Source organism: Hyalangium sp., from assembly GCF_045802625.1.
In the GTDB taxonomy this organism is placed as follows: domain Bacteria; phylum Myxococcota; class Myxococcia; order Myxococcales; family Myxococcaceae; genus Hyalangium.
In genome coordinates this window covers 65,891-81,345 of sequence record NZ_JBJMQP010000103.1, presented here as the reverse complement: position 1 = coordinate 81,345, position 15,455 = coordinate 65,891, and the positions used below count along the sequence as shown (strand labels likewise).

The 15,455-nt window shown below is 69.4% G+C and carries 15 protein-coding genes; 7 read left to right on the top strand and 8 right to left on the bottom strand.

Going from position 1 to position 15,455, the window contains the following annotated elements:
• Positions 1-839 (top strand): YncE family protein (locus tag ACJ8AT_RS18895; RefSeq protein WP_407739157.1); only part of this gene is annotated, 839 nt, incomplete at its 5' end.
• A 39-nt stretch (positions 840-878) separates the two neighbouring features.
• On the opposite strand, the gene ACJ8AT_RS18890 is transcribed toward ACJ8AT_RS18895, so the two are convergent.
• From ACJ8AT_RS18890 to ACJ8AT_RS18875, 4 genes are all read right to left on the bottom strand, one after another.
• Positions 879-1,268, bottom strand: a complete 390-nt coding sequence (locus ACJ8AT_RS18890; RefSeq protein ID WP_407739156.1) for a hypothetical protein — start codon at positions 1,266-1,268, stop codon at positions 879-881.
• A 123-nt stretch (positions 1,269-1,391) separates the two neighbouring features.
• Entirely contained in the window at positions 1,392-1,646 is a 255-nt protein-coding gene (locus tag ACJ8AT_RS18885) for a hypothetical protein (protein ID WP_407739155.1), read from the bottom strand.
• A 296-nt stretch (positions 1,647-1,942) separates the two neighbouring features.
• Positions 1,943-2,374 carry a hypothetical protein gene (locus ACJ8AT_RS18880; protein ID WP_407739154.1) on the bottom strand — a complete coding sequence of 144 codons (432 nt, stop codon included), beginning with the start codon at positions 2,372-2,374 and terminating at the stop codon, positions 1,943-1,945.
• 27 nt (positions 2,375-2,401) lie between these two features.
• Positions 2,402-3,055, bottom strand: a complete 654-nt coding sequence (locus ACJ8AT_RS18875) for a hypothetical protein (RefSeq protein ID WP_407739153.1) — start codon at positions 3,053-3,055, stop codon at positions 2,402-2,404.
• A 255-nt stretch (positions 3,056-3,310) separates the two neighbouring features.
• Between ACJ8AT_RS18875 and ACJ8AT_RS18870 the strand changes: the two genes are divergently transcribed.
• Positions 3,311-5,281: an ATP-dependent DNA helicase gene (locus tag ACJ8AT_RS18870; protein ID WP_407739152.1), complete on the top strand. Its 1,971-nt coding sequence runs from the start codon at positions 3,311-3,313 to the stop codon at positions 5,279-5,281.
• Positions 5,282-5,288: 7 nt separating this feature from the next.
• Here the strand turns inward: ACJ8AT_RS18870 and ACJ8AT_RS18865 are convergent, their stop codons facing one another.
• The 4 genes from ACJ8AT_RS18865 to ACJ8AT_RS18850 all read right to left on the bottom strand — a co-directional run bounded on the left by ACJ8AT_RS18865 (position 5,289) and on the right by ACJ8AT_RS18850 (position 10,230).
• Positions 5,289-6,392, bottom strand: coding sequence for a type IV pilus twitching motility protein PilT (locus tag ACJ8AT_RS18865; RefSeq protein ID WP_407739151.1), 1,104 nt, complete (start codon positions 6,390-6,392; stop codon positions 5,289-5,291).
• A gap of 10 nt (positions 6,393-6,402) precedes the next feature.
• The gene (locus tag ACJ8AT_RS18860) at positions 6,403-8,607 is read right to left on the bottom strand and encodes a PilT/PilU family type 4a pilus ATPase (RefSeq protein WP_407739150.1); all 2,205 of its coding nucleotides are present in this window, start codon (positions 8,605-8,607) and stop codon (positions 6,403-6,405) included.
• A 76-nt stretch (positions 8,608-8,683) separates the two neighbouring features.
• Positions 8,684-9,601 carry a hypothetical protein gene (locus tag ACJ8AT_RS18855; protein ID WP_407739149.1) on the bottom strand — a complete coding sequence of 306 codons (918 nt, stop codon included), beginning with the start codon at positions 9,599-9,601 and terminating at the stop codon, positions 8,684-8,686.
• 92 nt (positions 9,602-9,693) lie between these two features.
• Entirely contained in the window at positions 9,694-10,230 is a 537-nt protein-coding gene (locus ACJ8AT_RS18850) for a GNAT family N-acetyltransferase (RefSeq protein ID WP_407739148.1), read from the bottom strand.
• A gap of 267 nt (positions 10,231-10,497) precedes the next feature.
• Here ACJ8AT_RS18850 and ACJ8AT_RS18845 point away from each other — a divergent pair, with 267 nt between their 5' ends.
• From ACJ8AT_RS18845 to ACJ8AT_RS18825, 5 genes are all read left to right on the top strand, one after another.
• Positions 10,498-11,211: a GTP-binding protein gene (locus ACJ8AT_RS18845; RefSeq protein ID WP_407739147.1), complete on the top strand. Its 714-nt coding sequence runs from the start codon at positions 10,498-10,500 to the stop codon at positions 11,209-11,211.
• The gene (locus ACJ8AT_RS18840) at positions 11,208-12,608 is read left to right on the top strand and encodes a sensor histidine kinase (RefSeq protein ID WP_407739146.1); all 1,401 of its coding nucleotides are present in this window, start codon (positions 11,208-11,210) and stop codon (positions 12,606-12,608) included. The genes ACJ8AT_RS18845 and ACJ8AT_RS18840 overlap by 4 nt, the downstream gene beginning before the upstream one ends.
• A gap of 23 nt (positions 12,609-12,631) precedes the next feature.
• Positions 12,632-13,576: a thiamine-phosphate kinase gene (gene thiL / locus ACJ8AT_RS18835; protein ID WP_407739145.1), complete on the top strand. Its 945-nt coding sequence runs from the start codon at positions 12,632-12,634 to the stop codon at positions 13,574-13,576.
• 69 nt (positions 13,577-13,645) lie between these two features.
• Entirely contained in the window at positions 13,646-15,004 is a 1,359-nt protein-coding gene (locus tag ACJ8AT_RS18830; RefSeq protein ID WP_407739144.1) for a methyl-accepting chemotaxis protein, read from the top strand.
• A 21-nt stretch (positions 15,005-15,025) separates the two neighbouring features.
• Complete coding sequence (locus ACJ8AT_RS18825) at positions 15,026-15,451, top strand: chemotaxis protein CheW (RefSeq protein ID WP_407739143.1); 426 nt, start codon at positions 15,026-15,028, stop codon at positions 15,449-15,451.
• Positions 15,452-15,455 lie beyond the last annotated feature (4 nt).

Sequence of the window (15,455 nt, the reverse complement as noted above, 5' to 3'; positions counted from 1 at the left end):
TCATCAGCAACATCGCCGACTGTGAGGATGTGCTGAGCGTCTACGACTACTCGGACGTGCAGAACATCCAGAAGGTGCAGACGATCTCGGCGGGGAGCCTGGGGCTCGCGTGCTCGCTGAGCGCGCCGCTCCTGCCGCATGGCTGCGCTACCTCGAAGGTGTCGGGCCATGCCTACTGCAACCTCACGGGTTCGGGCTCCATCGTCTCGGTGGACTTGGACGCGACGCCGCCCACGGCGAAGGTGATTCCCACGGGAGGCCGGGGAGGAGGCTTCACGCAGGCATACTGGGATGGGCGCTACCTCTATTCGGTGCAGGCGTCCCCGCGCGAGGGCAGCGCCACGTCTCCGGGCGCCGCGTGCCAGGTGGGCCAGCTCGCGGTGGTGGACGCGAGCTCGGACTCGCTGGCCCGCGAGGTGCCGCTGCGCTACCGCGGGCCCGACTGTACCGCGACGCTGGCGGGGACGGACGAGGCCAAGGCCGAGGTCGCTCACCTGGTGACGGGGCCGGGCGGGAACACGCTGTACGTCACGCTGGGAGCCTTCAACGACGCGGACGCCCACGTGCGGCAGGAGCTGGTGGTGGATCTCACGCAGCCGGCGGCACCCGCGCAGCGCGCCTCCATCGCCTTGGGGCCGAGCAATGGCAGCCCCGCGGACGCGCTCTCACCGGATGGACGCTTCCTCTTCGTCTCGAACACCACGGAGAACGGCCTGAGCCAGATCGACACCACCACCAACACGGTGGTCCACACGTACAGCTTCTTCACGGCGCCCAAGACGATGAGCCTCTTCAGCACCGCCTCGGGCCCGAGCGAGCACGTGGGACCCATTCACTGAGCCTGAGCGGAGGCCGCTTCCTCGCGCTCGTGGGCAGCGTCAGTGCTGGATGGCGAGGATGCGCCAGGCTTTCACGTCGATGGCGTAGGTGGCCCCCATATCGAGTATGGGCCCGCCCGAATTACAGGTGTCATCTTTGACGGTAAAACGGACAAACAACACCCCCTCGGGTCCCGGCGCGGTTGTGATGTCATAGGAGCCCCGCTGATAGAGGCAGATCTCGTCAGCGGTGGCGCCCTTGTGAGGCTGCACATCCCAGGGCAGAAAGTCCTCCATCGCAAGCTGAACGGCCTTGAAGACGGTGCCCGGGATGATCAGCCGCTCCTCCTTGGGGAGATCGAGCGGGAATTGGACCTGCGAGGCCTCCGCTGGCGGCGCATGCAGGGGCCGGGGAGGACGCTGGAAGAGCGCGCATGCAGTGAGCAACATGCACGGCAACAAGAGAAGGTGGCGCTTCATGGGACCCTTGCAGGCACAGATCTGGAGAGGGCGCGTTCCCGCACGGTTCATTCCAATTTCCAGTCCTTGCCCTGCCGGACATTCACTGACGTTTCAGCGAGTGGGCTCGGCGGGAGGCGGTGCCGCCTGGGGTGCCGCGGGCGGCACCTCCGCGCCCGGGGGCTGAGCAGGAGCCGGTGGCTGTAGGCGGAACGTTGGATTGGGGCGCGTGCGCATCTCGCGCGAGAGGATGCGCATCGTCCGGATATCGATGGCGTAAGTGGTGAAGTCGAGGAGTGGGTCGTCCGGCTGACAGACACCGGTGTTCACGTCGAAGCGCACCAGCATGGCTCCCTCGGGGCCAGGCACAGCGGTCACATCGTAGGATTCACCGTGGGTCAAGCACGGAGATACCTGGACGGGAGACTGCGTGGGCTGTGCTTTCAAGGAGAGAAAATCCTCTATGGCGAGTTGGATTGCGGCAGCGGTGTTCCCTTCGAGTCGCACGCTCCCCTTCTCGGGAATGTCCCCAGGGGGAAACTCCACTCGGGCCGCTTCCTCAGGGGAGGCATGGGGGACGAGCCGCCGTGGAGCCGTGCAAGCGGAGGCTGCAACGCAAAGGAGGCAAAGAGCGAGGTGTCTCATATCGGCCGCCGGTCTCCGTCTCATCGTAGCGAGCGCACGGCCAGGATGCGCCATTGGGCTTTGTCGACGGCATACGTCGCGCCAAGGTCCATCAACGGGCCCGGTCCCCGGGTGCACGCGCCATCGCTTAGCGAGAAGTCGACCCAGATGATGTCCCCAGAACCGGGGGAGGCCTTCACGTCCCAGGATTGTCGCTGCTGAAGGCAGACGTCTTGGGGCGAGGCGTCGCGCTCAGGTTTCGTGTCGCGCGGCAGGAAGTCATCCATCGCGAGCTGAATCGCGACGGCCATGACACCGGGCACGGTTTGCTTTCCGGTATCCGGAAACTCGTCCGGGAACTTGAACCACGCTGCCTCCTCGGGCGGGACATAGGGGGTATAGGCGATGGACGAGTTCGCGTGCGTACAAGCCGCGAGGGCGAAGCCCATGATCATCGGCAGAGTGCTACGCATGGTTCCTCCAACTCGGGTTGCGTGGCATCACGGGTTGTTGATGGGGGTCATATGGCCAGAGAGTTTGTCCTCGGGTTTGACAAGGCCAATCAGCACCCAGGCTTTGCCACGGCGCTCGTAGACTTCACCCGGACGCGAACTGCCCAGATTGGGAATGAATTTCTGGATGGTGCATCGGCCGTCGAACTGGATGCGGATCGGCCAGATTTGGCGGATTTCTTGCCGGTCTTTTTCCGACATGCGTGAAGTCCGCCATGGGTGACCGTGATAATCGAGTTGAGGGACCGCATGCCCTCTCTGATCGATGACGGACCGGGGGGGAATGCAAGTCTTGTCTGAAGCGGGCTCCTTCCCGTCATCCTTGCGCAGCGGTGAGGGCTTGCTGGCGTAATAAGTCCCCTCGCCGAGAGTGTAGATGGCCCCACAGTACTCTTGGCCGTAGTCCCCGAATGTGGCGAGCGGAAGCTCCATGACTGCGGGACACAGCTGGTCGATGACTTCGTCCATGTCGCGGGAAGGCTGGATGGCGGTCCATGGCCCACGCACCCAGACGCGCCTGTTTTGATCGAAGCCATAATCCTGGGCATCGGCTGGGACTGAGGTGGCGTTGGTGAGCTGGGGGCCACTGGCGCAGCCCGCCAGCACCCAGCCCATCAGTAAAAGCCCCACGCAAAGCCGCATTCAGACTATCCTTGAATCCAGGTTTCATCCGTATTTCTACGATTTCCATGATTTCCGGTCAACGACCTTGCCTGCTGGGTGGCTGGGTTCCAACCTATTAGGTAGGGCACCACCAGCACAACGCATGAGTACAGGTCCGCAGCCTGGCCCTGCTCCAACCGGGCGGGCGGGCAGGGGAGCGCAAATGCACTGATCTCCCGGGCTCGACAGGGTGTTATCTTGTCCGACCGCCTCCTTGGACCGAGGCTCCCCCCGATGGCCCTCACGCTCGTTCGCTCGTTCAACGTTGATACCCTGCTGGGCCCCGGAGGCGCGCTCCAGGCCGCGCTGCCCGCGTACGAGCACCGTCCGGAGCAGCTCCAGATGGCGCGCGCCGTGGAGCGGGCCTTCACCGAGCGCAGCTACCTGCTGGCCGAGGCTGGCACCGGCACCGGCAAGACGCTCGCCTACCTGGTGCCCGCGCTGCTGTCCGGGCGCCGGGTGGTGGTCTCCACCGCGACGAAGACCCTGCAGGATCAGATCTTCTACAAGGACCTGCCGCTGCTGAAGGACCGGATGGGCCTGAAGTTCGAGGCCGCCTACCTCAAGGGCCGCGGCAACTACCTCTGCCTCCAGCGCTTCAATGCCTTCTCGAAGGATCCGACGTTCGGCTCGCGCGAGGAGGTGCGCTACTGGCCGCTCATCCAGTCGTGGTCGGGCCGCACGGAGACGGGCGACCGGGCCGAGCTGGAGATTCCGGAGAACTTCAGCGCCTGGTCCCGGCTGTCGGCCACGGCGGACACGTGTGTCGGCACGAAGTGCCCGCTGTATGAGCAGTGCTTCGTGACGCGGATGCGGCGCGAGGCGGAATCCGCGGACCTGCTCGTGGTGAACCACCACCTCTTCTTCGCGGACCTGGCGCTCAAGGGCGCGGGCCGGCGCACCGAGGGCGTGCTGCCGCTCTACGAGGCCGTCATCTTCGACGAGGCGCACGCGCTGGAGGACGCGGCCAGCGGGCAGTTCGGCACCAGCGTCTCCAACCACCGGCTCGAGGAGCTGTCGCGGGACGCGGTGGCGGCGCTGCCGGAGACGGACTCGCGCTTCACCACGCTGCGAGCGCTGGCGGCGCGGGTGCGCACGCACGCGGAGGTGCTCTTCACGCAGGCGCCGCGAGTGCTGGGGCTCGCGAGCGCCGAGGGCGGAGTGTCACTGAAGCCGGACCGGATGGCCATGCTGGCCGGGCCGCTGGAGCAGGTGCGCCAGGGGCTGGCGGCGCTGTCCTCCTTCACCTCGAGCGAGCGCGAGCCGGAGCTGCTGGCCCTGGCGCGCCGGGGCGCGGAGATGGCCGACGAGCTGGCCTTCCTGGAGAAGGCGGACTCCACGGACCACGTGTACTGGGCCGAGGCGCGCGGCCGAGGCGTATTCCTGCGCGCCAGCCCCATCGACGTGGCCAAGGAGCTGCGCGGCCGGCTCTACGGCGGAGTGGACACGGTGGTGTTCACCTCGGCGACGCTGGCGGCCGAGGGGCGCTTCGACTTCTTCGCCCGCCGCATGGGCCTCTATGACGACGAAGGCGTGCCGGTGGCGGAGGTGCGCACGCTCGCGGTGTCCAGCCCGTTCGACTTCGAGCAGCAGGCGGCGCTCTACCTGCCCACGCACCTGCCGGATCCGGCGGCCCCTGGCTTCATCGAGGCGGCGGCCGAGGAGATCCTCCGGCTGTGTGAGGTGTCGGGTGGGCGGGCCTTCGTGCTCTTCACCAGCCTGCGCAACCTGGAGCGGGCCTACGAGCTGACGAAGTCGCGCCTGCCCTACCAGGTGCTCAAGCAGGGCGAGCGGCCCAAGCAGCAGCTCCTGGAGGCGTTCCGGGAGCTGCCCAGCGTGCTCTTCGCCGCGCACAGCTTCTGGGAGGGCGTGGACGTGCCGGGCGACGCGCTGAGCCTGTTGATCATCGATCGGCTCCCGTTCGCCTCGCCGGGGGATCCGCTGGTGGCCGCGCGCATCCGGCAGCTCGAGGCCCGAGGCGAGGAGGCCTTCGAGCAGTACCAGCTCCCGCAGGCGACGCTGGCGCTGCGCCAGGGCTTCGGCCGGCTCATCCGCACGCAGAGCGATCGGGGCGCGGTGGCGCTGCTGGACCGGCGCATCGTGACGAAGCCGTACGGGCGGGCCTTCCTGGAGAGCCTCCCGCGAGCGGCGCGCGTGGAGGACCTGGACGCGCTGCACCGCTGGTTCCACGCGGACTCGAACTGACGCGGCGCTACGCGCGCACGTCCTCGGGCAGCTCGAAGTCCGGCTTGAGGCGCTGGAGCGCCTTGGCGAACCCCTCGCGGTCCTGCGCCTTCTCCAGCGCCTCCGAGGGAGTCACCGTGCCCGCCGTCACCAGCCGCTCCAGGTGCTGATCCAGCGTCTGCATGCCGTGGCCCTGCCCGGCCTGCATCGCGCCGGAGAGCTCGGACACGTGGCCCTCGCGGATCATCCGCGTGACGATGCTCCCGCCCACCAGCACCTCCAGCGCCAGCACGCGCGTCTTGCCATCCACCGAGCGCAGCAGTTGCTGGGAGAGGATGCCCGCCAGGCTGTCCGCCAGCAGCCCGCGGATCTGCGCCTGTTCCTCCTCGGGGAACATGTGGAGGATGCGCTCGATGGTGGCCTGCGCTCCCTGCGCGGACACCGTGCCCAGCACCAGCACGCCCGAGCCCGCAAGCTGCAGCGCCTGCTTCAGCGCGTCGGGGGTGATCAGCTCACCGGCGAGCACCACGTTGGCGTCCTCGCGCGCCGCCGAGCGCAGCGCCGTGGCGAAGCTGGGCGCGTGAGGCCCTATCTCCCGGTGCGTCACCTGGGAGCGCAGCGACTCGTGCACGAACTCCACCGGATCCTCGATGGTGAGGATGCTCGAGGGCCGCAGCTGGTTGATGTGGTGGAGCATCGCCGCCAGCGTGGTGGACTTGCCGCTGCCCGCAAGCCCCGTCACGAGCACCAACCCGCTGCGCCGCTCTGCCAGCCGCCGCACCACCTCCGGCGTGTTCAGCTCCTCGAGCGTCGGCACCTTGGTGGGGATGGAGCGGAACACCGCCGCCAGCCCCGTCATCTTGTAGAAGTAGTTGGCTCGGAACCGGGCCTTGGCTCCGTAGGTGTAGGAGAAGTCCAGGTCCAGCTCTTCGGTGATCTGCAGCTTCTGCTCGGGCGTGACGAGCTCGAAGAGCATCGCCTCCAGCTCGGGCGCGGTGAGCGGCGCCTCGCGCAGGGGGGTGAGCTTGCCGCGGATCCGGCCCAGCGGCGGGTAGCCGATGCTCAGGTGCAGATCGCTGCCCTTCTCGGCCAGGAGCGCGTCGAACAGGGAGGAGATGCGCGTGGCGGTCATCGTCGGCCTCTCAAGCGCTCTTGCGGCCCATCACCGAGCCGACCGGGTTCGCCGCCTTGCGTCCGCCCGAGCCCGGCTCCGGAGGCAGCTCCGGAGCGATGCCCTTCACCAGCGCCTCCAGCGCGTCGGGCTGCTCGGCGAAGCCCTTGGCCAGCTCCAGCGTCGTCTTCCCGGAGCGCACCAGGTCCGCCAGCGACTCGTCGAGGCGGACAGCGCTCAGGCCCTTGCCTCGCTGCTGGAGCGAGGAGAGGCGGGACAGGGCGTTCTCGCGGATGAGGTGGCCCAGCGCCACCGAGCCCGGGAGCACCTCCGCCGCCGCCACCAGCCCCAGGCCATTGGCCATCGGCACCAGCCGCTGGCTGACGATGAGCCGCAGGTGAGAGGCCAGCGTCAGGCGCACCTGCGCCTGCTCCGAGGGCGGGAACAGCTCCGTGAGCCGGGCGAGTGTCTTCGCCGCGGTGGGCGTGTTCATCGTGCCGAGGACCAGCCGGCCCGTCTCGGCCGCGTTCAGCGCCAGCCGCACCGTGTCCGGGTCGCGCAGGTCGCCCACGACGATGACATCCGCGTCCTCGCGCAGCGCACTCCTGAGCGCACTCGCGAAGGAGCGGGTGTGCGTGCCCACCTCGCGCTGGCTCACCAGCGCCCGCTTGCGCAGGTGCACGTGCTCCACCGGATCCTCCACCGTGAGGATGTGGCGCTTGGTCTCGCGGTTGAGGATGTCCACCAGCGCCGCCAGCGTGCTCGTCTTCCCGTGGCCGGCCGGGCCGGTGACGAGGATGAGGCCGTGGGGGTTGCGCGTCGCCAGGGCGATATCCAACGGCAGCCCCAGCGACTCCAGCGAGGGCAGCTCCCGTGCGATGGCTCGGAAGGAGCCCTTGAGCCCGGTGCGCTGGCGGCAGACGTTCACGCGGAAGCGGCCGTGCGCCTCGCTCTGCAGCGCGAAGTCGCAGCTCCCGTCACGATCGAACACGCCCCTCAGGCGGGCCGGCACCTGGGAGAGCACCATCTGCTCCACCTTCTTCGGGGGAAGGGGCTCGCCATCCGGCTTCAGCTCACCGGCGACACGGAAGAGCGCGGGGCGGCCCGACACGATGTGCAGATCGCTCGCGCCGATGCGCCGCGCCTCCTCCAGCAGCGAGGGCAGATCCCTCCAGAAGTCCGGCCGCGTGCGCGGCGGCAGCGAGGGGCGGTACGCCAGCGGAGGCGTGTGCTCCTCCTTCTTCTCCGGCTCCTCCTCCAGGATGCTGATGTCGATCGAGGAGATCTCCGACGGGGGCGGTGGCGGCGGCACCGAGTCCCTGAGGGAGGACGCGGGCACCGGCGGCGCGGCGGGGAGGGGCGGGGTGCTGGCAGGAGGAGCCGCCGAGCCGAACGGCACGCGAGGCGCAGGCGGCGCCGGAGCGTTGAGCGAGAGCGCGGGGAACTGCTGCGTGCGAAGCGGCGGCTCGTCGTCGACGGGCGGCGAGGAGTACGAAGGCGTGAGCGCCGGTGACTGAAGGCTCACCGGAGGCAAGGCGCGCGGAGGCGCGGGCGCCGGGGCCTGAGTGCCCACGGGAGGAGGCGTGGGGATTGGCGGCGCGGCAGCCGGAGCCAGGGTGCTGAAGTCCAGCTCGGCGTCCAGCGCCTCGGCAGGGGGAGGTGGGGCGCTGACCTGAGGCGCCGGAGCAGGGGGAGCGGCTTGAGGCTCGGAAGCCGAGGATGGGGGCGAGCCGGCCTTGATCACCCGCAGGCCCGTGACGGACGGGCGCCGCACGGGAGGAATCAGCGGCGCCACCATGGGCGGAACCATGTCGCTCGGGCTCACGGGAGCGCTGGCCTCGGGAGCCTCTTCCGGGCCCGGAGCCGAGGCCGCGCTGGCGCTCACTCCTGGCACTGGCGTCTCCGCGGGCTTCGGGGGCAGCGTGCCCGCGGCGTCGCCCGTACGCATCACGCGCATGCTGAGGCCCTCGCCCCGCCGCACGGCGACGACGGCGAGCGTGGCCACCCCTTCCGCGCGCACCGACCACTTCATCGGCTTGTCCGACACCGAGGCCGCCCGTGAGGGCCCCACCATCGTCAGCAGCGTCCGGTTCAGCTCCTCGTCGGTCAGCACGGCGCTGTCCACCGGCTCGTAGCCGTTGAGGCTCTTGATCATCGGGCTGCGCCCCGTCGTCAGGGCGATCTCGGTGATCGCCGGGTGCGAGAGGTAGCGCAGCAACTCCGCGATGGGCTTCATACGGGGATCAGCATCCGCTCGAAGTTCAAGGAAAACGAATAAATCGCAGGATATCCCATAGCCCCGCGAAACGAAGTCACGCTTGTGGCCCCGACTGTCGCCTGGCGAGGGTGCGTGCTTCTGCTACCTGCGCGGCGAGGGCCCGCGGCAGGTAGTGCCGGCTGGCCTCGATGCGGCTGGCCACGGAGGCGGCGCGAGCGCCATCGCCGCGGCTGATCAGCAACGAGAGCAGGCGCTCCTGGTTGAGCCAATTGGCGGGGAAGGGGCGGCGCAGCTGGCGGCCCTGCGCGAGCGCCTGGGCCCAGTAGGCCTCGAAGGCCTGCTCGTCGCGAGCGGCGTGGGCCTGCTCCAGCAGGAGCGTGGCGGCCCAGTCCACGTGCACGCTGTCCTGCCACAGCGCGGGCGCCCGCCAGTCGAGCGCGAGCGCCGCCTCCAGCAGCGGACGGGCCTCGGCGGCACGGCCGGCCCGGTGCAGCGCGATGCCCGCATCCGCGCGGTGGATGGGAGCGCGCTCGGGATCATCCCGGCGCGCGGCCAGCAGGAAGAGCTCGGCGGCGCGGGCCGGGTGGGTGGCGCGCAGGCGGCCGGCGGCCTCGAGCACCTCCTCGAGAGGCGCGGCCTCGGCGCGCTCGGGCGTCATGCGCTCGGCGCTCAGCTCGCGCACGGTCTCCTCGGCCAGCACGCGCTCCACCTCTTCGCGCAGCGGGGCCACGGCCTCCAGCGGCAGCCCGGCCTCGGCGGCGCGGTGCAGCAGCGCGAGCGCCTCCCGGCAGGCGGGCATCAGCTCCGTCACCATCACCTCGTTGGCGTCCTGGAAGCGCACGAAGGCCAGCAGCACCAGCAGCCGCGGAGGAGGCTCGGGGGGGAGGGCATCGCGCAGCAGGGCCAGCGCGGTGCCGTAGTCTTCTTGCTCCAGGGCGCGCGCCAGCTCCGCGTCGAGGTTCCCGGGCAGCCCCCAGGGGCCGGCCAGCAGGTGCTCGGCAGAGGTGGTCATGAGAGAGAATCTCGCTGGCGGCTCAGCGGGGCCGCCTGAAGCGGAAAGGCGGGAGCAGCCCGGACAGGCCCTCCCGCCAGCGCGCGAGCCGATTACAGCTCGCGGGACATCAACAGGCGCAGCTTGCCGGACTTCTTGGAAACCACCGTCGCCACGGTGGTGAAGCCCGCCTTGCGGTAGAAGCTCACCGCGGGGCCGTTGGCCGGGTCCACGCGCAGCGCGATCGTCTTGCGGTACATGTCCCGGGCCACCTGAATGGCGTGGTTGAGTAGCACCATGCCCAGGCCGCGCTTGCGCAAGTCAGGGCGGACCACGATGTTGCGCATGTACGCCGCGCCGGGCACCGGGCCGTCGCGCTCCACGGTGATGTAGCCAATCACCTGGTTCTGCAGCCTCGCCACATGAAGGAAGGGGCGGAGCTGGGTGAGCGCCTGGAGGCTCTCCTCCTGCGTCTCGCCGCGGCCCTTCCACGGGTCGGAGCTGGCGCGCAGGGCCGCCACCGTACCCATGTCTTCGTCGGTGGGGTTCGCGACCTTCACCGCCGAGTTCAGATCATTGGGTAGGCTGCTCGGATCCAGCACTGGCATCGTGCTGACCTCCGCGCCTGGGTCCACCTGCTTCATCGTCATCGCCTTGCTCCTCCGTACTCGCTGCGATCCTAACCGTTCGACCGGTAACCGTGCACGCAGTGTTTCCGCGCACATTTCCCCTCAGCTCTGTGAGGTGCCGGACCTTGGCAAACCGCGCACCGGACTGCCTCATTCCAAGCACGAGCGGGCCCGCCACTCGCTACCTCACCAGGCGGCTTTTCATTGGCGGACACCCTCACTATAAGAAACGAGCGTCCCAGGCGAGGAGAGTGACGGACCTTCTCTGCGCCCGCTCGAGCTCCCTCCTTGCAACTCAACCACGCCCAGCGCGAGCTCACGCTCAAGATCGTCTACTACGGCCCTGGGCTCAGTGGGAAGACGACCAACTTGCGGCACCTGTACGCCCGTGCGCGCCCCGAGGTACGAGGCCGCCTGCTGTCCGTGGAGACCCGTGACGACCGGACACTCTTCTTCGACGTTCTGCCCGTCTTCTTCTCCTCGGAGAAGGGTTACAACGTGAAGGTGAAGATCCTCACGGTGCCAGGGCAGGTGATCCACGTCGCGACGCGGCGCATCGTGCTGCGCGCCGCGGACGCGGTGGCCTTCATCGCCGACAGCCGCCGCAGCGCCACCTCGGAGAACAACCGGCACTGGCACAGCCTGCGCGAGGACATGCGCGAGAACGGGTTGGAGCCGGAGCGGGTGCCGGTGGTGATCCAGTTCAACAAGCGGGACTTGCCCGACACCCGGACGGAGGAGGAGCTGGAGGTGGTGCGTCAACGGGGCCGGGAGCCGGTGGTGGGGGCGGTGGCCCTGCGGGGCGAGGGGGTCTGTGAGACCTTCCACGAGCTGATGAGGGCGGCCTGGCAGCGGCTTGACGCCGAGGCCCACCTGACGCGCAACATCGGGTTGAGCGAGGAGGAGTTCCTTGGTCGGATCTTCCGCCACTTGGACCTGGGCGGGACTACGCTGCAGGGCAGGTACGAGGCCGAGCGGGTCTCCGGAGGAGGTGCTGCATGAAGGGGGATCAGCAGTACACGCCGTGGGGGGACGCTGCTCCGTCTCGGCCGGACTCCCTGCTGCTGCGTGAGCCGCCGCTCGCCGAGCTGCTGGATCGCCCCTCCTTCGAGGAGGTGGTGAAGGGCTTCGTGGGGCTGCACGGGATGGGCGCCCAGGTGCTGGATGTGCGGGGCGTCCGGATCACCGGCGCCGAGGGGCGCGGCGGAGCCTTCTGTTCCCACGTCACCTCCGCCGAGGGCGCGGAGCAATGCGCGGTCCGGTTGTCGCTCGGGGCGGGAGCGGCCATGTCCGTGCTCCCCTGCCCGCAGGGCGCTCGCTACCTGGTGCTCCCGGTGCGCTGGGAGGGCTCCGAGCTGGGGCGCGTGCTCTTTGGTCCCCTCTCGGAGGCAGAGCAGGCGGCGCTGCCTCGGGAGCGCATGGAGCTGGAGAAGGCGCGCACCCTGGAGTCTCCGCTGGCGCGCGCCGCGGCGTTCTTCTCCCGGATGCTGGAGGGGTTGATGGTGGCCGGACACCGCTCATGGCTGGCCAGCCGAATCCAGCAGGAGTCCGCGGGAGAGATCGGCCGGGAGCTGCAGGTGCGGGATGAGCGGATGGCGGCGCTCGACAAGCGCCTGCGCGAGGTGGACAGGCTCCAGTCCAGCTTCCTGGGCACGGTGAGCCACGAGCTGCGCACGCCCCTGGCGTCGATCATCGCCTACTCGGAGCTGCTGTCCGAGGGCCTCACCGGTCCGCTCAACCCCGAGCAGCTCCAGTGCGTGCGCTCCATCACGGAGATGGGCCGCACGCTGTTGGATCTGATCACCTCCATTCTGGACATCAGCCAGCTGGAGGCGGGCAAGCTGCGGCTGGCCTTCGCACCCGTGGACGCGGCGGAGGTGGTGGTGGGCGCGGTGTCGAGCGTGGAGCCGCAGGCCAAGCGCAAGGGCTTGAGTCTGGAGCCGAGGTTTCCGGAGTTCCGGCAACCGCGAGTGCTGGCGGACAAGGGACGGCTACAGCAGGTGCTGGTGAACCTGCTGGCCAACGCGGTGAAGTTCACCTCGCGGGGCGGGGTGCGCATCCGGCTGTCCGAGGTGGGGCCGCAGCCGGAGCTGGCCGATGCGATGGGCTACCGCATCGCCGTCGAGGACACCGGCGTGGGCATCCCCCAGGATCATTTCGAGCGCATCTTCCAGAGCTTCTACCAGGTGGATGGCAGCTCCACGCGCGAGTTCGGAGGCGTGGGGCTGGGGCTGTCCATCGTCAAGCGCTTCACCGAGGGCCACGGCGGCAAGGTGACGGTGCAGAGCGTTCCGAATGAGGGTTCGATCTTCACGGTGATCCTGCCCGCGCGTCCGCCCCAGACGGGCGAGGGCGCGGTGCTCGTCGTGCCGCCGCTCCCCGAGCCCGATCGGTTCTGAGCGCGCGGCCTCCTCGAGCACCCGTGCGCGGCGAGTTCTCCTTCATCGAGCGGTTCCTGGCAGCCTTCCCTCGGGCCCGCGTGCCCGTGGGGCCGGGAGATGACTGCGCGGTGCTCGCGCCCTCCCGCGGCGCGCTGTGCGTCACCACGGATGCGGTGGTGGAGGACGTGCACTTCACCCGCGCGCTCTTCTCTCCCGAGGACATTGGCCACAAGGCGCTCGCGGTGAACCTGTCGGATCTGGCCGCCATGGGCGCCACGCCGCGCTGGTTCCTCTGCGCGCTCGCCCTGCCCAAGGCCTTCCCCGAGCGCGAGCTGTGGCGGATGGCCCAGGGCATGAGCGCGCTGGCCCGCGAGCATCGGATCTCCCTCGTGGGCGGCAACTTCACCTCCGCTCGCGAGCTGTCCGTCACCATCACCGCCGCGGGAGAGCTTCAGCGCCCCGCCCTCACGCGCAAGGGCGGCCGGCCCGGAGACCTCCTTTATGTATCGGGGACCCTGGGCGACGCGCGGCTGGGGCTGAGCCACCTCCAGGCCGGAAAGAGGCGCAGCCCCGCCATCCTTCGTCAGCGGCGCCCCGTGCCTCGGGTGGCGCTGGGGCGCCTGGCCTCCCGCTTCGCCTCGGCGGGGATGGACCTCTCGGATGGGCTGGCGCAGGACCTCGGCCATTTGTGCGATGCGTCGCGTGTAGGTGCAGAGGTGGAGCTTGCCTACCTGCCCATGTCACTCGCAGTGCGGGTGGAGCTGGGACTCGAGGGGGCTCTGGCGGGGGGCGAGGACTATGAGTTGCTCCTGGCCGTGCCTCTGGCGAGGGCGCCGGCCTTCGAGCGGGCGTGCGCTCGCGTGGGAGAGCGCGTCACACGGATTGGCCGGCTGATCCGAGGCCACCGCCGGTTGCTGAGGGGGGCGGGCGGGCGGCTGATCCCTCCACCTCCTGGCTTTGATCACTTCCAAGCAGCCGGCCGGTAGATTGACCCTGTCGGACGGCAAGGCTAAACCCGTAGCACGCCTTCGCCGTCACCCCGGATCCGCCTACCCGTGCGCCGCCCCATTCGCGACGAACTCTCCCCAGGTCTCTCCCCCCGCCGTGAGCCCCTGCAGCGGCTGCTCCGCTCCGTGGAGGCCGCCGACGGGAGCGAGCGGATCGTCTCGCTGCACCGGAAGATCCTCACCGGCTACGTGCTGCTCGGCGCCGCGCTGGTCTGCGCCATGGCGGTGCTCCAGCGCTTCGAGCTGGGCCTGCGGTGGCAGGTGCCCATCGGCTTCTTCCTCACCGTGGTGGCCGCGCTCACCCTGCCGCGCCTGCTGGCGCGAGTCACGCGCATCCGCGTGCTGTCGCGCTCCGCGTTCGAGATCTCCCAGGGCGACTTGTCCAAGCCCGTCGAGGCCGACCCCTCCAACCCTCGCGATGAGATCGACGAGCTGACCAGCGCCATCGACAAGATGCAGGAGAACCTGCGCGAGCTGGTGGGCAAGATTCAGGACACCGCCAAGAGCGTGGCGGACACGGCCATCGAGGTGCAGCGCTCGGCCGAGAACGTGAACGGCTCCACCGAGGAGGTGGGCTCGTCCATGGAGAAGATCGCCGCGGGCGCCGAGGCCCAGTCCCTGCTGGTGAGCAAGGCCTCCACCGTCATCACCTCCATGGCCGGCTCCATCCAGCGCACCGCGGCCAGCGCCGACGACGCGGCCCGCACCGCCCTGCAGACCACGCAGGCCGCCGAGGACGGCAGCAAGGCGGCGCGCGAGGCCGGCGACAAGGTGAAGAAGGTGTTCAGCCGCATCGAGGCGGCCAGCCAGCAGGTGTTCGCCTTCGGAGAGAAGACGCAGGAGATCTCCAAGATCGTCGACGCCATCACCCAGGTGGCGCAGCAGACGAACCTCTTGGCCCTCAACGCCACCATCGAGGCGGCGCGCGCCGGCGAGTACGGCCGCGGCTTCGCGGTGGTCGCCGACGAGGTGCGCAAGCTGGCCGAGAGCGCCGGCCGCTCCGCCGAGCAGATCTCCAAGCTGGCCCGGGACATCTCCGGCCAGTCCACCTCCGTGGTGTCCGCCATGAAGGAGGGCATCGAGGAGCTGTCCGAGGGCCGCGAGGACCTGACCAACATCGTCCGCTCCATGGGCGCCATCACCGACACCGTGCGCAAGGGCGCCGAGAAGGTGCACCTCATCTCCGAGAGCGCCCGCGAGCAGTTCGAGGGCAGCAAGGAGATGGTGAAGGCCATCGAGGAGATCTCACTGGTGGCGCGCAACAACTCCAGCTCCACCGAGGCCATTCAGACCGTCATCCAGGAGCAGACCAGCGCCGTGTCACGCATGACGTCGCTGGCCAATGAGCTGACCAACACCTCCGTCGAGCTGCAGAGCGTGGTCCGCAGCTTCCGGCTCGACCGGTGAGCCTCTCTCCCCGAGGAACCCTTGCGGCACGTCATCTTCCGGGTGGAGAAGGAACGCTACGGGCTGCCGCTCTCGGCGGTGCGCGAGGTGGTGGTGCCGCCCGGGCGCTTCACCCGGGTGCCGCGCGCCCCCACCGCCATCTCCGGGGTGATGAACCTGCGCGGCCGGGTCGTCACAGTGGTGGAGATGCGACAGTTGCTGGGGCTGCCCGAGGGGCAGTCTCCCTCTTCGCGGGTGCTCCTGTTGGACCGGGGACGCCGGGATTTGGGGTTTCTGGTCACGGATGTGGATGGAATCGAGGCCCTGGAACGGGTGAGCGCGGCGGCCCCGGGAAAAGCCGTACTCGCCGTACGAGGCGTGGCCCGGCTGAAGGGGTTGGGGGTCACCGTGCTGGATCCCGAAGGTTTGGATGCCGCGGTTGTGGCCTTGTTTGGTCCGCCGAAGTAGAACG